Origin of the sequence: Winogradskyella arenosi, assembly GCF_003337305.1 — a bacterium.
In the GTDB taxonomy this organism is placed as follows: Bacteria; Bacteroidota; Bacteroidia; order Flavobacteriales; family Flavobacteriaceae; genus Winogradskyella; species Winogradskyella arenosi.
In genome coordinates this window covers 1,065,123-1,086,034 of record NZ_QPJO01000001.1, presented here as the reverse complement: position 1 = coordinate 1,086,034, position 20,912 = coordinate 1,065,123, and the positions used below count along the sequence as shown (strand labels likewise).

The 20,912-nt window shown below is 36.3% G+C and carries 25 protein-coding genes; 3 read left to right on the top strand and 22 right to left on the bottom strand.

What is annotated here, in order from left to right:
• Nucleotides 1-5 precede the first annotated feature (5 nt).
• From DFQ08_RS04555 to DFQ08_RS04470, 19 genes are all read right to left on the bottom strand, one after another.
• Nucleotides 6-602, bottom strand: coding sequence for an acyltransferase (locus DFQ08_RS04555; RefSeq protein WP_114308589.1), 597 nt, complete (start codon nt 600-602; stop codon nt 6-8).
• A 36-nt stretch (nt 603-638) separates the two neighbouring features.
• A complete protein-coding gene (locus DFQ08_RS04550) occupies nt 639-902 on the bottom strand; it encodes a four helix bundle protein (RefSeq protein WP_245935366.1) in 264 nt (87 codons plus the stop codon).
• Nucleotides 895-1,017, bottom strand: coding sequence for a four helix bundle protein (locus tag DFQ08_RS16305; RefSeq protein ID WP_245935365.1), 123 nt, complete (start codon nt 1,015-1,017; stop codon nt 895-897). Before DFQ08_RS16305 ends, DFQ08_RS04550 begins: the two co-directional genes overlap by 8 nt.
• A gap of 54 nt (nt 1,018-1,071) precedes the next feature.
• Nucleotides 1,072-1,824 (bottom strand): enoyl-CoA hydratase/isomerase family protein, encoded by a 753-nt coding sequence (locus DFQ08_RS04545; RefSeq protein ID WP_114308588.1) that lies wholly within the window; start codon nt 1,822-1,824, stop codon nt 1,072-1,074.
• Nucleotides 1,825-1,904: 80 nt separating this feature from the next.
• Nucleotides 1,905-2,222, bottom strand: a complete 318-nt coding sequence (locus DFQ08_RS04540) for a GIY-YIG nuclease family protein (protein WP_114308587.1) — start codon at nt 2,220-2,222, stop codon at nt 1,905-1,907.
• A 43-nt stretch (nt 2,223-2,265) separates the two neighbouring features.
• Nucleotides 2,266-4,803 (bottom strand): phenylacetic acid degradation bifunctional protein PaaZ, encoded by a 2,538-nt coding sequence (gene paaZ / locus DFQ08_RS04535; protein ID WP_114308586.1) that lies wholly within the window; start codon nt 4,801-4,803, stop codon nt 2,266-2,268.
• Nucleotides 4,804-5,215: 412 nt separating this feature from the next.
• On the bottom strand, nt 5,216-6,430 hold the full coding sequence (gene pcaF / locus DFQ08_RS04530; protein ID WP_114308585.1) for a 3-oxoadipyl-CoA thiolase: 1,215 nt from the start codon (nt 6,428-6,430) through the stop codon (nt 5,216-5,218).
• Nucleotides 6,431-6,727: 297 nt separating this feature from the next.
• Complete coding sequence (ypfJ, locus tag DFQ08_RS04525; RefSeq protein WP_114308584.1) at nt 6,728-7,588, bottom strand: KPN_02809 family neutral zinc metallopeptidase; 861 nt, start codon at nt 7,586-7,588, stop codon at nt 6,728-6,730.
• Between the two features lie 17 nt (nt 7,589-7,605).
• Nucleotides 7,606-8,010 carry a PaaI family thioesterase gene (locus DFQ08_RS04520; protein ID WP_114308583.1) on the bottom strand — a complete coding sequence of 135 codons (405 nt, stop codon included), beginning with the start codon at nt 8,008-8,010 and terminating at the stop codon, nt 7,606-7,608.
• 118 nt (nt 8,011-8,128) lie between these two features.
• Nucleotides 8,129-9,346, bottom strand: a complete 1,218-nt coding sequence (locus tag DFQ08_RS04515) for a 3-hydroxyacyl-CoA dehydrogenase NAD-binding domain-containing protein (protein ID WP_114308582.1) — start codon at nt 9,344-9,346, stop codon at nt 8,129-8,131.
• A 21-nt stretch (nt 9,347-9,367) separates the two neighbouring features.
• Complete coding sequence (locus DFQ08_RS04510) at nt 9,368-9,730, bottom strand: four helix bundle protein (RefSeq protein WP_114308581.1); 363 nt, start codon at nt 9,728-9,730, stop codon at nt 9,368-9,370.
• A 45-nt stretch (nt 9,731-9,775) separates the two neighbouring features.
• Complete coding sequence (locus tag DFQ08_RS04505) at nt 9,776-10,711, bottom strand: pyridoxal-phosphate dependent enzyme (RefSeq protein ID WP_114308580.1); 936 nt, start codon at nt 10,709-10,711, stop codon at nt 9,776-9,778.
• Nucleotides 10,712-10,805: 94 nt separating this feature from the next.
• The gene (locus DFQ08_RS04500; RefSeq protein ID WP_114308579.1) at nt 10,806-11,588 is read right to left on the bottom strand and encodes an enoyl-CoA hydratase-related protein; all 783 of its coding nucleotides are present in this window, start codon (nt 11,586-11,588) and stop codon (nt 10,806-10,808) included.
• A 147-nt stretch (nt 11,589-11,735) separates the two neighbouring features.
• On the bottom strand, nt 11,736-12,233 hold the full coding sequence (gene paaD / locus DFQ08_RS04495; RefSeq protein ID WP_114308578.1) for a 1,2-phenylacetyl-CoA epoxidase subunit PaaD: 498 nt from the start codon (nt 12,231-12,233) through the stop codon (nt 11,736-11,738).
• A gap of 139 nt (nt 12,234-12,372) precedes the next feature.
• Nucleotides 12,373-13,125: a 1,2-phenylacetyl-CoA epoxidase subunit PaaC gene (paaC, locus tag DFQ08_RS04490; protein WP_114308577.1), complete on the bottom strand. Its 753-nt coding sequence runs from the start codon at nt 13,123-13,125 to the stop codon at nt 12,373-12,375.
• Nucleotides 13,126-13,248: 123 nt separating this feature from the next.
• Nucleotides 13,249-13,539, bottom strand: coding sequence for a 1,2-phenylacetyl-CoA epoxidase subunit PaaB (gene paaB, locus DFQ08_RS04485; RefSeq protein WP_114308576.1), 291 nt, complete (start codon nt 13,537-13,539; stop codon nt 13,249-13,251).
• A gap of 79 nt (nt 13,540-13,618) precedes the next feature.
• On the bottom strand, nt 13,619-14,575 hold the full coding sequence (gene paaA / locus DFQ08_RS04480; protein ID WP_114308575.1) for a 1,2-phenylacetyl-CoA epoxidase subunit PaaA: 957 nt from the start codon (nt 14,573-14,575) through the stop codon (nt 13,619-13,621).
• Nucleotides 14,576-14,672: 97 nt separating this feature from the next.
• On the bottom strand, nt 14,673-15,746 hold the full coding sequence (locus DFQ08_RS04475; protein ID WP_114308574.1) for a 2Fe-2S iron-sulfur cluster-binding protein: 1,074 nt from the start codon (nt 15,744-15,746) through the stop codon (nt 14,673-14,675).
• A gap of 62 nt (nt 15,747-15,808) precedes the next feature.
• Entirely contained in the window at nt 15,809-16,384 is a 576-nt protein-coding gene (locus tag DFQ08_RS04470; RefSeq protein WP_114308573.1) for a TetR/AcrR family transcriptional regulator, read from the bottom strand.
• Between the two features lie 113 nt (nt 16,385-16,497).
• Between DFQ08_RS04470 and DFQ08_RS04465 the strand changes: the two genes are divergently transcribed.
• On the top strand, nt 16,498-16,806 hold the full coding sequence (locus DFQ08_RS04465) for a rhodanese-like domain-containing protein (protein WP_114308572.1): 309 nt from the start codon (nt 16,498-16,500) through the stop codon (nt 16,804-16,806).
• 3 nt (nt 16,807-16,809) lie between these two features.
• Here the strand turns inward: DFQ08_RS04465 and DFQ08_RS04460 are convergent, their stop codons facing one another.
• Nucleotides 16,810-17,433, bottom strand: a complete 624-nt coding sequence (locus DFQ08_RS04460) for a DUF4230 domain-containing protein (RefSeq protein WP_114308679.1) — start codon at nt 17,431-17,433, stop codon at nt 16,810-16,812.
• A gap of 226 nt (nt 17,434-17,659) precedes the next feature.
• Here DFQ08_RS04460 and DFQ08_RS04455 point away from each other — a divergent pair, with 226 nt between their 5' ends.
• Entirely contained in the window at nt 17,660-18,418 is a 759-nt protein-coding gene (locus DFQ08_RS04455; protein ID WP_114308571.1) for a hypothetical protein, read from the top strand.
• Nucleotides 18,419-18,707: 289 nt separating this feature from the next.
• Nucleotides 18,708-19,580 (top strand): hypothetical protein, encoded by an 873-nt coding sequence (locus DFQ08_RS04450; RefSeq protein WP_147269440.1) that lies wholly within the window; start codon nt 18,708-18,710, stop codon nt 19,578-19,580.
• On the opposite strand, the gene gldC is transcribed toward DFQ08_RS04450, so the two are convergent.
• Nucleotides 19,581-19,919, bottom strand: a complete 339-nt coding sequence (gene gldC, locus DFQ08_RS04445; RefSeq protein ID WP_114308569.1) for a gliding motility protein GldC — start codon at nt 19,917-19,919, stop codon at nt 19,581-19,583. It lies immediately after the preceding gene.
• Nucleotides 19,919-20,887 (bottom strand): gliding motility lipoprotein GldB, encoded by a 969-nt coding sequence (gene gldB / locus DFQ08_RS04440; protein WP_114308678.1) that lies wholly within the window; start codon nt 20,885-20,887, stop codon nt 19,919-19,921. The genes gldC and gldB overlap by 1 nt, the downstream gene beginning before the upstream one ends.
• Nucleotides 20,888-20,912 lie beyond the last annotated feature (25 nt).

Here is a 20,912-nt window from a genome sequence, read left to right as displayed (position 1 = left end):
TGATGCTATTTCTTAAACGTTTCACGAAGCGTTTTATACACCTCATCTTGAACTTTCATGTTTTCAGGAACTTCACGAAGTGGTTCTACTTCCTTTAGAGATTCATGACAATCTGAAGGTAATTGCTGATATAATTGTGTGCCTTTTGTTTTCCATGCTATCATTTCGTCGGTAACACCACGGATGATTTTTGCAGGATTTCCTACAACCAAACTTCGATATGGAATTTTAGTTTCAGCTTTTACAAAAGACATGGCTCCAATGATACATTCATCACCTATTTCTGCATCATCCATGATTACCGTGTTCATACCAACAAGGCAATTTTTACCCAAATTAGCACCATGAATTATCGCTCCATGACCAACATGTGCACTTTCTTTTAACGTGATGGACTTGCCAGGAAACATATGTACGGTACAATTTTCTTGTACGTTGACGCCATCTTCTAAAATAATTTGTCCCCAATCTCCTCGAATAGCTGCTCCTGGACCAACATAGCAATTTTTTCCAATGATGACATTGCCTGTTACTGCGGCTAAAGGATGTACGAAACTGGATTGGTGTACGACTGGTGTGTATTTTTTGAAACTGTAAATCATAAGTTTTGAGCTGTGAGTTATTAGCTGTGAGTTGGATTACTTTTTTAAATTCAGTTTTCTTCTTAAAGCGGAAATCATTTTTCCTATTTCTGTTAACATAGCACGGTTTGATTCAAATTCTTCTTTAGAAATATAAGCTCTTAAATAGGCTTTTGTATTCCATGTTACACACTCATGACTACTATCCCAAGCCATTTTTAAATACCTATTAAAATTAGCATCCGTACTTGCCGAACCTTCAGATATATTTGCTGCTATAGAATCTGCTGCTCGTGAAAATTGAGACGTTAACCTAAACATTTCTTTTTTTTGGAAAAGTTTCTACTAACTTATCAATATCTTCTCCAAAAGTAATTGCTTTTTGATAGACAATTAAATTTTCAAAACTAAAATGATACTTGCTTTCAAATTCCATATTATAATTGTTTTTGAATAAAACTTCTCTCAACTCATAGCTCAAACCTCATCACTACTTAAACCCTTTCAATTTCTCTTTTGTAAAATCACTCAGCACCAATCGTCCACTAGTTGCTGCGCGTTCTGCCAATAAAGTATCCCAATGGTCTGTTCCTTTCCAGAATACTTTTTTCATTTCTAGCATCGCTTCGGTATTGTAAGTACATAAATGTTCTGCTGTTGTTTTTACAGCTTCGTCTAAAGCTTCAGTGCTATCAAAAACATGAGTATATAAACCTTTGTCTTTAGCAAATTCCGGTGAATAAAATGTATTCGCATCTATGGCGATTTGCGACATGGCGCTTAATCCCATTTTACGCTCGATGGCTGGTCCGACAACAAATGGTCCGATACCAATATTTAGTTCGCTAAGTTTAATAGAAGCAAATTTAGTAGCCATACAATAATCGGTTGCAGCGGCTAAACCAACACCTCCACCAACGGTTTTTCCTTGTACGCGACCAATGATGAATTTTGGACATTTACGCATGGCATTAATTACGTTTGCGAATCCTGAAAAGAATACTTTACCTGTAGCTTCGTCATTAATATTGATAAGTTCATTAAAACTTGCTCCTGCACAAAAGGTTCTATCGCCTCCACTTTTAAGAACGATTACTTTAATAGCATCGTTGTCTCCAGCAGCTGTAATGGTTTGTGCTAGTTCTGCTAATATATCTCCTGGAAGAGAATTGTGTGCAGGATGAAAGAATTCGATGTAGCCTACTTCTTTTATTATTTCTAACTTAACATAAGGGTCTCTCATATTTTTATTTTTTACTATCACTCCTGCGAAGGCAGGAATCTATTTTTAGTATGTCAATGCGCAAGTGTTGCGCATTCGTATTAATCTTTGTTCTTATTATATTTAGAAAGATTCCAACCTAAACTTAAATACATCCATTCAGGATTCATTTTCGTTATTAGGTTTCTCTTCCAAACTTTTTTCCATTTCTTAATGGTCTTTTCTCTTTTGATGGCGATTCGTATATCGGAATGCGCTTCAAAATAAACTAATTTTTTAATGTTATAATGTCTAACATGAGTTCCAAAAGTTGCTGCTTTATGTTCACTCATTCGTCGTTCTATATTATTTGTTACACCAACATAAAAGATGTGATTTCTTTCGTGAGTTAAAATGTATGTATAATATTTTTTAGACATTGCGTTTCAATTTAAGCGAATGCGCAACGCGTGCGCATTGACCTTATAAGAGACCAAACTGCTCAAAGTGATGATTCAAATGCTTTCGCTCTAAAAGGTACGCTTCATATTTGTTTAATTCTCCGAAAACCAAATTTTTCAATCTAGCTTCTGGATGCTCTTTATAATATTCTATATATTTTTTTCTTTGTTCCTTAAACTTCTCAATAGCTGTTGCTAAATCAGGATGTTTTAAAGGCTCTAAAGTATCTTTTTCTAATTGTGGAAATTGACTGTTCTTCGGAAATTTATAGTAGTTATATAAACTATGATGCACTTTATCTAAAATGGTTGAAGGTGTTGCAATTTCAAAATCTTGAATTTCTCCAGATGCAATTTTATAAGTATATTCTAAATGCTCAATCATATGCTGAGGCGTCATAATTCCCCATTTTGGTTTTGCATCTTCTTGTAATTTAGAAAGACATTTCTCTATTTTTTCTTCTGTCATTTCCACAAAAGTTTCTTGCTTTTTCTCTACCATCGTAAGAATGGTTGCAACAGCTACTAACGGACTATCTTTTTCGGTTTTCTGACTTTCGGGACGGTTTTCAAAATTAGCGTCAAAAACTTCCACATGCCATTTTACAATGCCGCTAGGATGTTCTGCTGAAGCGACATCTCTATCTACTTTTTCTTTACAGGTTAAACGCACATAAATAGTATCGTTATGATATAAAGGTCGTAAAAAACGGATACTATCTAAACCATAATTAGCTGCTACAGGTCCTTTATTTGGATACACAAATAATCCTGCTGCTGCAGAAATTATAAAATAACCATGCGCTGTTCTTTTTTCGAAAATACTTCCGTCTAAAGATGTAATATCGGTATGTGCATAAAAGTGATCCCAAGTTAAATTGGCAAAATTCTGAATATCCGTATCTGTTAAGGTACGCTTGTGGGTTTTTAAAGACATTCCTGGTTGAATATCTTCCCAATGGTATTGAAACGGATGCTTTTCTGCTTCCTTATATTTTGCATTTTGTTGGTAAACTCCAGTAATTTCAGTAATAGTTGTTGGCGAACCTTGAATGGCTGTACGTTGTAAATAATGTTTAATTCCACGCATACCTCCCATTTCTTCTCCACCACCAGCACGTCCTGGACCACCATGTACTAAATATGGTAATGGCGAACCATGTCCTGTACTTTGCTTTGCACTTTCTCTATTTAGAACTAAAATTCTACCATGATGCGATGCTGCATTTATAACATAGTCTTTAGCAATTTTATCATCGTTGGTTGCAATGGAAGACACTAGTGAACCTTTACCCATTTGCGCTAAAGTTATAGCTTCATCCAGATTTTTATAAGGCATGATGGTACTTACAGGACCAAATGCTTCACGCTCATGAATAACGGTATTTTGAAATGGATGGTCTGCTCGTAATACAATCGGACTCATAAATGCGCCTTTTTTGGCATCTGCTCCAATGGTATTAATTTCGTTTAAATTACCATATACAATTTGTGCTTCTTTTGATAAATCGTTTACCGAATCTCGAACGGCTTGTACTTGTTGACGACTCACTAAAGAACCCATTCTAACCTCTTTTAATCTTGGGTCTCCAATAGTTACTTTATCTAATTGTTTTGCTAATGCAGTTTGTACGTCATCTACTAATTTCTCAGGAACAATGATGCGTCTAATGGCTGTACATTTTTGTCCAGCTTTAACGGTCATTTCCTTTCTAACTTCTTTGATGAACAAGTCGAATTCTGGTGTTCCAGGAACCGCATCTTCTCCTAAAATGGAAGCGTTTAAAGAATCGGCTTCCATAGTAAAAGGTACCGATTCTTGAATTAATCTTGGATGCGCTTTTAGTAATCGTCCAGTTTGTGCAGAACCTGTAAAGGTTACTACATCTTGAGACTCTACAGTATCGAGAATATTTTTAACTGTTCCGTTTATGATTTGTAAAGCCCCTTCGGGTAAAATCCCGGAATCTATAATGGTTCTTGCAACGGCTTCTGCTAAATACGAAGACGAAGGTGCAGGCAACACCACAGCAGGAACTCCTGCCATCCAGTTTACTGCGCATTTTTCTAACATTCCCCAAACTGGGAAGTTGAATGCATTAATATGCACAGCAACCCCTTTTTTAGGCACCATAATATGATGCGCCATAAAACGTCCACCACGAGACAAATCGATAGCATCGCCTTCTACATGATAGGGTTGATTAGGGAATAATTTACGTAAGGATGCGTTGGCGAATAAGTTTCCAAAACCACCTTCAATATCTATCCAACTATCAACACGCGTTGCTCCTGTTCTATAGCTTAGCTCATAAAACTGGTCTTTTCTTTTGGTAAGATATAATGCTAATTTTTTAAGCATGTTTCCACGCTCTTGAAAGGTCATTTTACGAAGGACTTCTCCTCCTTTGGTTCTTCCGTAATTTAGAATTTCGGGAATATCTAATCCTTCAACAGCAATACTTGCAAATTCCTCACCTGTTACAGCATCAAAAATTGACTGTCCTTCTTCTTTTCCTGTGGTCCATTGTCCGTTTACATAATGTTCAATCTTTCTCATAAACTTAGTGTTTCATTTGATAAGATTTCCGTTTTCACGGAAACAATGTGTTCTACTTTTTTCATCTTAATGCCCACGAAAGTGGGTATCTGTTAAATTAGACTTCTATTCTTTTATGACGTTACCTAAAGGTCGGGCTTTCCGCTATATCTTTTTTACTTGTTCTCGATACAAAATTGCCAAAAAGCAATTTCACTCGAACTGACGTAAAAAAGGATGCCACTTTAATTGTGCAACACTCACGAATTCCTATTTAATAAAATAGAATAAATGAGTAATCCCTAACGCACTAATTTGCTATCGTTATTAACTAACCCAAGCTATTTTCTTATCGTTCCCGAGACATCGGAAACCTATTTTCTTTACACCCCTAAAGTCCCCTCAAGGAGACAATACTCCGTGTCGAGTTTTTCTATTTATTCGCATTTTCTATTACGCAAGCGTAACCTTGACCAACGCCAATACACATGGTAATTAAAGCGTATTTTTTGTTCTGTGTCTGCAATTCTAAAGCTGCTGAATAGGCAACTCTTGCTCCTGTCACACCTAGCGGATGACCAATAGCAATAGCGCCTCCGTTGGGGTTAATTCTTGGGTCGTTGTCTGCCAATCCCCAAGCGCGAATGCACGCTAAAGCTTGTGCTGCAAAAGCTTCGTTAAGCTCGATAATATCCATATCGTCCATGGTTAAACCTGCTTTTTCTAAGGCTTTATTAGAGGCTTGTACAGGTCCAATTCCCATGATTCTTGGTTCGACACCAACCACTGCAGAACTTACAATTTTTGCTAATGGTTTTAAATTGTATTTTTTCACGGCATCTTCACTAGCAATAATGGTTGCTGCTGCGCCATCGTTTAATCCGGAAGAATTCCCTGCGGTTACGCTTCCGCCTTCTTTTTTAAAGGCTGCTCTTAGTTTTCCTAAAACTTCTAAAGAAGACGTTGGTTTTACAAACTCATCTTTTGAAAAAAGGATAGGGTCTTTTTTACGTTGCGGAATTTCAACGGTTACAATTTCTTTTGCTAATCTTCCGTTTTCTTGTGCTTTGCTTGCCTTTTGCTGACTCCAAAGCGCAAATTTATCTTGGTCTTCGCGAGAGATATTATATTTTTCTACTAGGTTTTCGGCAGTCATTCCCATACCATCTGTACCATACATCTCGTGCATTTTCGGATTTACAAATCGCCATCCAAAAGTAGAATCGTATAGTTTAGAATCACCTCCAAATGCCGATGATGGTTTTGCCATGACGTAGGGTCCGCGAGTCATGTTTTCTACTCCACCAGAAATAAACACATCGCCATCGCCAGCTTTTATGGCTCTGTTTGCGTGAATAATTGCCGATAGTCCTGAACTACACAATCTGTTTACGGTTTCTCCAGGAACGGTAAATGGCAATCCTGCTAATAAAGATGACATACGCGCTACGTTACGATTGTCTTCTCCAGCTTGATTTGCACAACCCATTATCACATCATCATATGCTTCTTTTGGAATGTTTGGGTTTCGTTTTACAATTTCTTTGATGACTAATGCACCTAAATCGTCTGTACGAACCGCCGATAAGGTGCCTTTGTAATTTCCTATTGCTGTTCTTATGCCGTCTATTATATATGCTTCTTTCATAATTAATGCCTGCCCAAACAGGTATCTTATTAATTCCTAATTATTTATTTTGGCGTTACCTAAAGGTCGGGCTATCCACTATATCTTTTTTACTTGTTCTCGATACAAAATTGCCAAAAAGCAATTTCACTCGAACTGACGTAAAAAAGGATGCCGTTACAATTGTGCAACACTCACGAATTCTTATTTAATAAAATAGAATAAATGAGTAATCCCTAACGCACTTGCTTGCAATCTTGTTTCTTATTCCAAACTCATTTTTTATTTGCTAAGAGAATTCTGCCTTCGCAGAAATTTTTAGTTTAATAAGGCCGAAAATGTATCTCCATTTCTAATATCGCCAGTGTTGTAGCCTTTCATAAACCACTCCATACGCTGCTCTGATGTTCCGTGTGTGAAACTGTCTGAATTGACACTTCCGCTCATTCGTTTTTGAATGGCATCGTCTCCCACTGCATTGGCTGCACTTAACGCTTCTTCTATATCGCCTTCTTGTAAATATTCTTTATTGTGGTGTGCCCAAACACCAGCATAGAAATCGGCTTGCAACTCTTGAGCTACCGATAATTTATTGGCTCCTGTTTGGTTGGTCTGACTTTGTAATTGTCTCACTTTATTAGATGTACCAAGAATGGTTTGAATATGATGTCCGACCTCATGCGCTGTTACATAAGCGATGGCAAAATCGCCACCTTTTGCTCCGAAACGTGTTTTTAGTTCATCAAAGAAAGACATATCCATATATAATTTTTGATCTGCTGGACAATAAAAAGGACCTGAAGCTGCACTTGCATTTCCACAACCTGTACTTACGGCATCTGTAAATAAAACAAGTTTTGGTTCTTTATAATCACCTAGGTTATATTCCCTAAAAAGTCGATTCCAAACATCTTCTGTATCTACCAAGACTGCGTTCATAAAATTACCCATTTCAACTTCTTGACTCGTTAGATCTCGTTGCTCAACTTGTTGTGTCGTTTGACTATTGGCTACTTGCTCTATAATTGGCGCTAATTGTTGTCCTGTTTCACCTCCAAAAAGTTGCAATAGAATAACGACAACAGCAATGACTCCTCCACCTGCAGCTAACTTGCCCTTGTTTCCCATTCCACGTTGATCTTCAAGATTCCCGCTTTTTCTTCTACCTTGCCATTTCATAATTTAATATTTTTATTTTATTCCCAATCTTTTTGAGTTCTATAAACGACACCCTTAAAAAGTGCCACTAATTCTTCTCCTCGTTTTACTTCAATAATATTAAAGCCTAATCTATTTTTTACAGATTCTATTACAGATTCTGCAACTATATAATCACCTTCATCCAAAGCTTCGATATGATTAATACTTGTTTCTATAGACACGGCATATTTACCATGTGTATTTGCTGCAAATCCGAAAGCTGTATCTGCTAATGAATAACTGATACCACCATGTGCTTTTCCCATACTGTTTAGCATTTCCTTTCTAATGGTCATTCCGACTTTACAGCGTCCGATTTCACATTCTAGAATTTCTATGCCTAGCCAGGTGCTGTAGGCGTCTTGCCTTAACATTTTATGTGGGATTTGTTCTCCTGTCATATGTATTCTTTCGTCACTTCGAGTGATTTGTGAGTTTCGAGCAAATTGTATCGAGAAGCCTCACTTGTTCTCGATACAAAATTGCAGAAAAAGCAATTTCACTCGAACTGACGTTATATTAAAAAAACGTTTTATTTTCTTTATTCATTTTACGTAACAAAGGACTACAACGGTATCTATCTTCATGATATTCGTTATATAATGCATCTAATGTAGACACACACCAATCGATACCTTTTTCGTCTGCCCAAGCTAATAAGCCTTTTGGATAGTTAACGCCTTTGGTCATGGCATTGTCTATGTCTTCCGCGGAAGCGATATTTAAAAATAAGGCATCTGCTGCTTCGTTGATGAGCATGACGAGGACACGATTGAAAATGGTTTCTAATAACTTTTCATCATGAGATTCTACACTATCGTTCTGAATGACACGCTTTCCATTTTCATCATAATCATAAAAGCCTTTACCTGATTTTCGTCCTAAATAACCTGCTTCACTTAATCGTTTCTGAGTAAAGCTTGGTTTGTATCTTGGGTCGAAATAAAAAGCGGTAAAGACGGTTTCTGTTACGGTGTAATTGACATCGTTTCCTATAAAATCCATCAATTCAAATGGTCCCATTCGGAAACCACCTAAGCTTTTTAAACTGTTATCGATGGTCGCAAAATCGGCTATTCCTTCTTCGTAAATACGTAATGCTTCCCCATAAAAAGGTCTTGCTACACGGTTAACAATAAAACCAGGTGTGTCTTTAGCGACTGCGACTACTTTTTTCCAATCCTTGATGGTTTGAATCGACTTTTCTAATACTGCTTTGGAAGTTTGAATGGCAGGAATAACCTCAACCAATTTCATTAAAGGTGCTGGATTGAAAAAATGAATCCCTACACATCGTTCTGGTTTTTTTAGCGATGCTGCAATAGATGCTATAGATAAACTAGACGTGTTTGAGGCGATAATACAATCCTCAGCAACATAACTTTCTAATTCTGAAAATACTTTCTTTTTAATCTCTAAATTTTCAACAATAGCTTCAATAGTCAAGTTAGAGTCTGCTAAATCTTTTAAGTTGCTGACGTATGAAATGTTAGATTGAATTCTATCTTTTTCAGTAGCATCTATGCGTCCTTTTTCGATTAAACGATTTAATATTTTCTCTAAACCGCTTTTTGCTTTATCTAAAGCTGCTTGATTGGTATCGTATAATTTCACTAGGCAACCCGAAGTTGCAGCAACTTGTGCAATGCCGCTCCCCATGGTTCCTGAGCCTATTATTCCAACTCTATTGATTTGAGATTGTGGATTAACGATTTCTGATCTTTGATTTTTACTCATACCTGATATTCCATCTATATTTTATGATTTCGACTTGTTTGAAGCTGTTTTAATACTAACAACAAAAATTGAAATTAATTCATCATTTTCTTTTAATATTTTTTCTAAAAATTCAAAGTCTTTGATAAGATTAGCTCCTTTTAATATTCTTAAGTTTATAAAAGACTCTCTTAATTCTTTTAAGCAAATTTTCATTTTATGAAGAAAATCTCTTGTAGATTCTCCACTTCTAGCTTCTCCATAATTTAAAGCTGAAGACGTTGCCGAACGTATTAATTGTTTAGCTAAATGTTCTGATGCAAAAGATTTATCTATTGTTTTACACAACAGAATAATCTCAATTGACAATTGAATCAATCGTTCTTCTAATTGATTAGGTTTCATCTTTATTCTGTTTAAGTTCAATAATCATAAATCTTCAATCGTTAATCAAAATGGTAAATTTCTAACATCTACATTGCCGCCAGAGACTATAATGCCGACATTCTGATTTTTAAATTCTTCTTTATGTTTTAATACGGCTGCTAAAGCCACGGCACTTGAGGGTTCCACAATAATCTTCATGCGTTCCCAGATTAATTGCATTGCCGTTATAATTTCATCTTCTTCAACACAAATAATCTTCTCAACGTGTTTTTGAATGATGGGAAAATTACAATCTCCTAAATGCGTTCTTAGACCATCTGCAACGGTGTTAAAGCTGCTATTCATTTCAATATGACCCGAAATCAACGACCGATAGGCATCATCAACCGCTTTGGGTTCGGCTCCGATAACCTTACAGTTTTTAGCAAAATGATGCGCCGCTAATGCTGTTCCGGCAATGAGTCCACCACCACCAACTGGTGTTATCATCACCTCTAAATTCGGTTGTTCTTCTAGGAATTCTATGGCTGCTGTACTGTTGCCATAAATAACCTCCTTTTGGTTCGAGGGATGTAAAAATGTTGCGCCTTTATCTTCTTTTATTTGATTGGCTGTAGCTTCTCTTGCTTGAGGGGTCGCCTCGCATTCAATAATTTCACCACCATAGGTTTTCACGGCATTTTTTTTGACTTGTGGTGCATTTTCTGGCATCACAATATATGCCTTCACACCTAAGGTCTGAGCCGCTAATGATACTGCTTGTGCGAAATTCCCTGAAGAATGGGTTACGACTCCTCGTTGGCGTTCCTCTTCAGAAAGCGATAGAATGGCGTTTGCTGCGCCTCGCATTTTGAAGGCGCCCATTTTTTGAAAGTTTTCGCATTTAAACACGATAGTAGCTCCTATCATTTTATTTATTAAGCTTGAACTTAAGACGGGTGTTTTGTGAATAAAGGGTTTTATTCGGTTGTGGGTTTGTATGAGGGTTTGTTTGTTCATATTGTTCTCGATACAAAATTGCAAAAAAGCAATTTCACTCGAACTGACGTTCATTTAAATGTAATCAGAATTTACGCTTCGTTCTGAATGATAATCAATTTCCTTTAAAATTTGGTTTGCGTTTTTCTATAAAGGCTGCAACACCTTCTGCATAATCATTGCTTTGTGCTGCTTCGATTTGTAATTTAGATTCTAAGGCTAATTGCGATTCTAAATCGTTAGTCATGGACTTATTAAACAATTCTTTGATTAAACCTAAAGCCTTAGTAGGCATATTTGCCATTTTTACAGCAAGCATAGTAATTGTTTCTTCAAATTCTTCAGTTGGTACACATTTATAAATCATGCCCATGTTCTCGGCCTCTTCTGCAGAAATCTTATCGCCGAGCATGGCTAATGCTAATGCTTTTTGAAATCCGATAAGTCTAGGTAAAAAGAAGGTTCCAGCGCTATCTGGAACTAAACCTATTAAACTAAAGGCTTGAATAAAGCTCACTTTTTCGTGCGCTACCACAATATCACAAGCTAAAGCAATATTGGCTCCTGCTCCTGCAGCCACTCCGTTGACTGCTGCAATAACGGGTTTTTTAATAGCACGAATTCTGGTGATAATTGGGTTGTAATGTTCTTCTAGTATTTTTTTGAATCCAGGGTTTAATTCTGGGTCTGTAACTTCTTTTAAATCTTGACCAGCGCAAAATGCTTTTCCATTTCCTGTAAGCACAATCGCTCTTATGTCTTCATTTTTCTCACAGGCATCTAAAGTGTCTTGCAGTAAAAATGCCATTTCACGATTGAAACTATTGAATACTTCTGGTCGGTTTAGCGATATGGTTGCTATTTTGTTTTCAATTTTAAGCTGAATACTTTTGTTCATATTTCTTTATATTGAGACCTTTCGACTGCGCTCAAGGTGACATTTTATTTCTATTTATAAGATTCCTGCTTTCGTAGGAATGACAATGCTTTGATATGTTCTCGATACAAAATTGCAAAAGGCAATTTCACTCGAACTGACGTTAATTTATTTTAAACATTTAAAATAATCAAAAGGCTCCTGGCAATCGTCGCACTGAAATTGTGCTTTACATGCTGTAGAACCAAACTGACTTACTAATCTGGTATTTGTGGATCCGCATTGTGGACACTTTACCATTTTTTTTCCTTCTAACAATACACTTTTATCTGCTTCGGCATCTAAAGGTGCTGCAATACCGTATTCCTCTAAAGCTTTTCTACCTCTTGGTGTTATCCAATCGGTTGTCCATGCTGGTGCGAGAATTAATTCTATTTCAGCATCATATCCTGCTTGTTTTAATGCTGCTTTGATATCATCCCCAATAACATCCATTGCAGGACAACCACTATAAGTGGGTGTGATTTGCACCTTTACCAACTCATTTTCTATAACAGCTGTACGAACAACGCCCATATCCATAATGGATAATACTGGAATTTCGGGATCTGAAACTTTTTCCAAGATTGGAATTAAGATATCGTCTATGTTTTGTTCTGTTGTCATATTCATTTCCCGTGAAAACGGGAATCTTGTTTTATTGCTTCTCGATACAATTTGCTCATGCTTCACAAATCACTCGAAGTGACGTTTAGCTTCAATTATGAGATTTCCGCTTTCGCGGAAACGACAAAAAAGTCGATTTCTACCATTCCATATTAGGATATGCACGTTGCATGTATTGTAATTCTGCTAGCAAATACCCTAAATGTTCGGTATGAATCCCTTGTTTCCCACCTTTTTGAAACCATTTAGATTCTGGTATTTCAAGTGTTGCCTCTTCTAAAACAGCATTTACTTTTTCATAATAAGCTTTCTTTAATACCGTAACATCTACACCTATCCCTTCTTGAACCATAACTTTATCGGCTTCGGTTTGATGAAATAGCTCGTCGGTATAGGTCCATAAACTATCTATAGCGTCTTGCATTTTTGCTTTGCTTTCTTCGGTACCATCACCTAATCGTTTGATCCAATCGGTAGAAAAACGCAAATGATAACTCACTTCTTTTATAGATTTATTAGCTATTGCTGCCAATGTTAAATCTTTGCTTTTCTGTAATTCTTGTAAAAAAAGCAAGTGATATACATCAAATAAAAACTGACGTGCCATGGTATAGGCAAAATTTCTATTGGGTTGTTCTACCAATAAAACGTTGACGTATTCTCTTTCTTTACGAAGCATAGCGATATCATCTTCGGTTCTCTGGTCTCCTGCAATTTTTGCTGCGTATTGAAAATAGCTTCGTACTTGACCAAATAAATCTAATGATATATTGGTACAAGCAATATCTGTTTCTAGGCTTGGTTCATGACCTGTTAGTTCTCCTAATCTTTGTCCTAGGATTAGAGAATTATCGGCAATGCCAAGGATGTATTTGTATAAATTGTTATTCATCTTAATGGCCCACGAAAGTGGATATCTTTTTAATTACTTCTCGATACGATTTGTTCGTTTCTCACAAATCACTCGAAGTGACGTTTAGTTTCAATTTATGAGATTTCTGCGTTCGCAGGAATTTTACATGTGTTTTACCTCATCTGGTAAATCGTAAAACGTGGGATGACGATAGACTTTGTCTTGAGCGGGCTCAAATAGTTCGCCGTTATGTTCTGGATTAGATGCTGTGATGTGTTTAGATTCTACCACCCAAATACTGACGCCTTCACTACGTCTTGTGTAAACATCTCGAGCATTTTCTAATGCCATTTCTTCATCTGCGGCATGTAAACTTCCGCAGTGCCTGTGTTCTAATCCGTTTTTACTTCTTACGAAGACTTCCCAAAGTGGCCAGTTTTTTTTGTTTGACATAATATTATTGTTATTTGATAAGATATTGTTCTCGATATAAAATTGCTAAAAGGCAATTTCACTCGAACTGACAACACTTTTAAACTACTCGTTTTTCTTTTCGTTCTTGTTTCTTTTCGGCATAAGCCATAGCGGCATCACGTACCCATTGCCCTTCTTCCCAGGCATCAACTCTTGCTTTCATACGTTCTTTATTCATTGGGCCATGCCCTTTTACCACTTGCCAAAACTCATCCCAATTGATTTCACCAAAATCGTAAACGCCTTTTTCTTCGTTCCATTTTAAATCTGGATCTGGAATGGTAAGACCGATTAACTCGGCTTGTGGTACGGTTTGATCTATAAATTGCTGACGTAAATCGTCATTTGACTTACGTTTTAATTTCCATTTCATGGATTGTTCAGTATGAATAGACTCGGCATCTGTTGGGCCTAACATCATAAGACTTGGCCACCACCAACGGTTTAAAGCGTCTTGCGCCATTTCCTTTTGTTCTGCTGTTCCGTTTGCCAATTTTATCATGATTTCATAACCTTGACGTTGGTGAAAGCTTTCTTCTTTGCACACACGCACCATGGCTCTAGCGTAAGGTCCGTAAGAGGTATTACACAAAGGCACTTGGTTGATAATTGCTGCACCATCTACTAACCAACCTATAGCTCCCATATCTGCCCAAGTTACTGTTGGATAATTGAAAATAGAAGAATATTTAGCTTTACCAGAATGTAATTGTTCATAAAGTTCTTCACGAGAAACCCCTAAGGTTTCGCATGCAGAATAGAGATACAAGCCATGTCCTGCTTCGTCTTGTACTTTTGCCAATAAAGCTACTTTACGACGTAAGGAAGGTGCTCTTGTAATCCAATTGCCTTCTGGAAGCATCCCTACAATTTCGGAATGTGCGTGTTGCGACATTTGCCTAATGTGCGTTTTACGATATTTTTCTGGCATCCAATCTTTTGGTTCGATCTTCTCGTCTCTAGCAATACGTGCTTCGAATTGCGCTTCTAGATTTTTTATTTGTTCTTCACTCATAATATATAGTTGTTAGTGAATCGTATTTCATGATTAGTGGATTCCTGCTTACACAGAAATGACAAATTGTTGAAACTCCTTGTTTCTAAAGAATTTATTATACATCAAAATCAACAACGACTTTATCTGATGTTGGTACAGCCTGACAGCTGAGCACTAGGTTTTGTGATACTTCTTTATCATCTAGTGCGTAATTTATTTTCATTTCAACGCTACCTTCTTTGACTTCACATTTACAGGTGCTACACACACCGCCTTTACAGGCAAATGGCAAGTCCGCTCCTGCGCCTAAGGCTGCGTCGAGAATATTATCATATGCTGTGGTCATGGTGAACGCAAATTCTTTTCCACCATCTACAATGACAACTTCTGTTCCTTCTACATTTTGCTGCGATAAGCGCTCAGCTCTTTTAATGTCTTCTTCTGAAAGCCCAGTTATAAAGAGTTCAAAATGCACTAATTCTTTTGGCAATCCTGCATTTATAAGATACTCGCTCACGTAGTTGACCATCTTTTCTGGTCCACATAAAAACACTTCACTTGTATCTGGAATATCGATAAAGGTTTTTGTGAGGACTTGCATTTTATCGTCGTCAAATCTTCCGTTAAACAACTCGATATCTCTACGCTCTTTGGTTAAGAAATAATAGATTTCTAATCGACCAAAAAAGGTATTACGCAATTGCTCTAGTTCTTCTTTAAAGATAATGGATTTTGCGGTTTTATTGACATAAAACAACTTACAAGTTGCATTCGGTTCGGCTTGTAAATGCGCTTTTAACATGGATAAAACAGGTGTAATACCACTTCCTGCTGCAAAAAAGAGATAGTTTTTTGCTTTATTAGGATTGCATTCCACACCAAAAGTTCCGCTTGGCGACATCACTTCTAGTTCATCTCCTGCCGTTAAGCTTTCATTAATATAGGTTGAAAATTTACCCTCTGGAATTGCCTTTACTGCGACTTTCCATTCTTGTTCATAAGGGCTTGAACAAAGCGAGTACGAACGACGAACATCTTGTCCATTAAGGTCTGCCTTTAAGGTTAAATGTTGCCCTTGACGAAACTTAAAAGTCTCATATAATGCTTGAGGAACATCAAAAGTAATCACCGAAGTGTCTTTGGTTTCCTTATATATTTCTTTAATCTTTAGTTTATAGAACTCTGCCATACGAATGTTTAAAACATAAAACTAACACTTGTTAGTCTATTAGACAAAGTTAAGAAATAAATTTAATTCTCCTTTATGATGCCGTTTATGAGAATTTCACTCAGGTTATTTGTTAATTCTTCAAGATGAATCACCTCCTTTTTAGGAATCCATAGGTATAAGGAACGTAGGGTTGTGAGTATGGAGAACATCATAACATCAGGTTTAATAGGGCTAATTTCTCCTGCCGCTATGCCTTCCTTTAAAATCTCTTTAAAATCATTTTCGTAATCACTACGCAACTTTTTATAAGGCCCCAATTGCGCCTCTAGATGCACCCAATCATGATTTAGAGCTGCCATACCATAGATATTCTGACTCGACACCTCAACATGAAGTGCTATGATTTTTTTTAATTTTACGATACACGAATCATTACTAGATTTTACAGTGGTCATTCCGACTGAAAATTTGCGAGCAATCCTCATGATAATCTTTTCTAAAATCTCTTGCTTAGAGTTGATATGATTATAAAGACTCGCGGCTTTCATATTCATGGTCGTCGCTAAATCGCGCATGGTCACCGCACTATAGCCTTTTTCCTTAAAAAGCTTCGCAGCAACTCTTATAATCTCCTCTTGTCGTGTTTCGTTTTCCATAACTATTTAAACCACTAAAATAGCAAGAAATTTATGTGCCACGTTATAATAATGTAACTTTGGTTACCAATGCTTCCGTGAACTTTTCAGAAGTTTGCCAAAAAATAAATACTATGGGATTATTAAATGCTCTATTTGGAAAATCGACAAATAACGTTGCGGAATATGTTGCAAAAGGTGCAGTGCTGTTAGATGTAAGAACGGCAAGTGAATACCAAGGTGGCCATATAAAGAATGCCATTCATATTCCGGTTCAGGAGTTAGGACAGCGCATTAACGAAGTGAAAAAATTAAACAAACCCGTGATTACCTATTGTGCCAGTGGTATGCGTTCTGCTAGTGCAGCTAGTTTATTAAAATCTAAAGCTGTTGATGCTATAAACGGAGGAGGAATTGGTAGCTTACAGAGAAAATTAGCCTAACCCTTACTGAAGTATAGCGTCTATATTATTAAGTTCAGTTAAATTAGAAATCGGTTTTTGGTTGTATTCTAGCGTCCAACCCAGCGAACGCGTTACTATAAAAAACTTGGAAAGTTCACTGATAAGCCGATTTTGAGCGTTAGATTTTAACTCGGACGCTACGACCTTTTTCATTAAAGACTCTCGGACGGTCTTCTTAATACTATTGTAGTCTTTAGCTTCAAACGGATTAAGGTAATCGGCCTGCATATCGTAATATTCAAAATCTGGACTAATTTTTATTTCTTCTTCAGGAATCCTTAGAATTTGAAGTGTTTTATTCACCTCATCAATATGGTATTCAATTTTACTTAAATCGTAACCTATAGTCACCTCTGCATTGACAATGACAACGGCTTTCTTTTCTGCTGAAATTAAATCTCCAAAAACACCTTTAGAATTCTTATAGGTAAACACCTCACTGAAGTGACCTTCTGTAACCACCAATTTACCAACATTTTTTATTTGCTCTTGAATGAGCGCACTGCTTTCTTTGAGCATAATTTTATCTTCTTGTTTGTTTTCACAATATCTAAATGTGAATACAACAACGAGACTAATAATAACACCTAGTAGTATTTTTCGCATAAGCGAATGTACTAAAATTAGGAGTGAAATTATCTTAAAATCGTCTAAACACCCCTCTTTTTTAGTCATTATTAGGTCATAAACAGTCGGTTATCTATTAAATAAACCGAACATCTTTAAAATTTAACATTTAGCCTATTGTTTTGTAACTTAGGATATAAACTAATATAAACCCCTACAGTGGGCGTTTCATACCTCTATTCTCTAACCCCTAAAAGTGAACGTTATGATTAAAAACATAAGCACGCTACTTATTCTGTTATGTTCTGTATTTAGCTTTAGCCAGAACGCCATTTTATTAAAAAACACAAATCCTAAAGCTAAAGAGTTGCATCATGCTTTAAATGCGACTAAAGATAGTTTAATATTACGCTGCTCGAGCGCCTTAACAAAAGTGGATATTTTCAATGAAGAATACGATAGCAGTATTATAGTAAACACCATGAATACTAAAGTTCCCCTAAATGATCTTCCTTCTGGGAAATTTGTAATTGAAGTACAACTTCCGGATAAAATTATTAGCATGAATCTGGTAAATCGGGGTAATGAAGGCCCTTTATCAGCCTTCAAATCTGAACCTATAGCAGAAGGCATGGGCATGATGCTTGACGAGAATTTGAAAATCGTTAAAGCCTCTCCCCATAAAAGTATAGAGTTTCTGCTAACACGGACTAAAAAATCGCCTCAGGCGCCAAAAGCAAAAAAATATTTTTGGATTGAAAGCCTAACGGTAAATGAAGTGGGCTCGAGCAAAACCATGAAACTCGCCGATCAACAACTCGTAGACAAATTGATTTTAAAGCATCAACTAGAAATAAAATGTTATACCGGGAAACAAAATACACTAACGGTATGGGAAGTTTACAATACTAGAAAATTTATAGAGCATCAAATGACTAATTCAAATTTTGTGTATTCACAATCTACTGAAGTATTTAACCCTACGCCATATTACAAAACGCGTACAAAATCTATTAATTTATAATTTTAGAAAACCCAAGTATCCAGAATGTAATCTTGTTCTTGTAGGCGGTAATGCCCTTATCATCGCAACGGCTTTATAAACGATAATACTTAATGTCAACAGACGGCTTACATTTCTGCCTAGATTTTTGAGTTACATCGATAGCCCCAACAACTTAACCATAAAAAGGGGTTACACATCTGATTTACAATGCGCTTAACCCTTTACCCCCTACTTTTGTAACCTATTAAAATTACAAAAGATAACGGCATAGTATTCATTTGTTAACCAAACACTTAAAATCCTACTCATGAAACTATTATATACATCGGTGTTCCTACTTTTGACCACATTTTTGTATGGTCAAAAATCGGTATTGCTTAAAAACACCAATTCAAGAGCATTAGAATTAAAACATTATTTAAATATCTCACAAGACAGTATTGTTTTTGAAGGCGAACGCACTATTTACGAGGTCATGATTTTTAATGATGATTTTGAGCGTATTATTAAAGTTAAAGACTCTAAAGCAAAGCTACTTATTGGAGATATTCCTGTGGGACGTTATGCTATAGAAGCCGTTTTAAGAGACAAACTGATTGTTATCACTTTACTAAGACACGAGATTTTCTCTAATATTCCTCCAGCTCCAGAGTTACAAATAGAAAATCCGGATCTCTTAGCTAGCAATAGCTCCTTTAAACCGAATAAACCTAATACCTCTCATAAACAAAAGACAACAACAGCCTTACCTAATGATCTTACAGCTCCTAAAACCAAGGCTTATGGTTCTGAAAACGCGACATATACCAGCGATTTAAGGTTAGCTGGAAAAAAAGCCAATGTTCTAAATTCAAAACACTTGGCGACGCCTGCTAAACCAAAAGTATCCGCTGTTAAATATTGGATTCTTTATAAAGTGAACAATGGTTCTAGCTCGGAGACCTTATTAAAAATGGCAGACCAAAAGACGGTAGATCGTTTAATCCTGAAAATAGAAACGGACATGAAAACGACCACAGGGCGCAATAATGAACTAACCGTTTGGCAAATTTACGACCCTACTAATTTTTTCATCCATAAAAGAAGGCATAAAAAAAACTATTTGAATGTAAATTCAGATAGTTTTGATATTCAACCTTATTACAAGGTGACTAATGCGTTGCGTAAAGACTTAGAGTAATTATTGCTTTTTAAGCTCTAATTTTTCCGCGAAATAATCACAAAAATCCTTCATAGTATCGGTCATTTTCTGATCTTGAGTCGCTCTAAAAAACGAATCACTCATGGTTACTAAGGTTTGATGAAAAAATAATTTCATTTCATCTACGGGCATATCTTTAGTCCACAAGTCAATCTTTAAGGTCTCTTGAGCCTTACTATCCCATACGGATAACATAACGGCCTTTGCCTCTTCGTTATTGACGCCTCCATCTTGAGCCGACCAATTTAATTTTTCTGGCACTCGGTTTTCATCAAGTTCCACGTTGAGTACGATTTTAGATTTTATAACTTTAGACATTATTTCTTTGGTTTAAATTTAGATTTTGTAAAAATTTCTTCAGGTTCTTTTTGTAAAATGGTCATGAGATCTTCACCTGTGGCATCGGCATAAGCTCTTACAATTTGCCAGCCTATATATTGCCCCACTTGACCAGGAGATTCGTTATCTAATTCTAAATAAAATTTAGAAAAAGGTGCATCCGTTATAAAACGACTTAGAAGTTTATTATCGGTATTGTACAATAATTCTTTCTCTATAAAATAACTCCACATAGGACTTTCATTAGCTTCTGCCCAACCCAGCTGATCATTAGTATAACCTATTTTTTCAGCATCAGATTTAAAAGGAATCATTTTATCTTTAAAGTAGAGTAATTTACCATAGTAGATCATTTCATCTAGCAAAAACTTTCTTTGTTGCTGAAAGGTGTATTTTTCAGCATAAGCTTCTGCCAAATCCACCACAATCTGTTCTTGTCTAAAATTCTTAGATAAATATAAGGGGATGTTACCATCGCGATAAAATCGGTGATCTTCTCCTAAATAATTATCCAATGCAATAAGCGCTATGGTATCCGTTACAACAACCTTATCTCTATATTGTACATAATTGGTTAAGGTGACTACTCGAGGCACAGAGAATACAGGGTCATAGTACTTCAAATGCTGAAATAAACTTTTAAGCTCTGAACTCGTTTTATCAAAGTTAGCATACTTACGGTTCACCTCCGTTAAAATTTCATCATGTAGCGTATCATTTAACTGCTCTACCCAAACAGAATCTGGAATACGTTTAGAAAACAGAAACGGATAGTCGGTTTTCAATTGTGGTAAATCCTCGGCTTTAGCCTTATAGAAATCAGTATCAAAACGCTCCACCTTAAAATCAACCTCAATGTTGGCAATCGCGGCTTCTACTTTAGATTCCTCTTCACAAGCCATAAAAGTAAACGCCAGGCATAAAATAATATAAATTCTTACTTTCATTTGGTAAAACATTTTTAAACTTAAT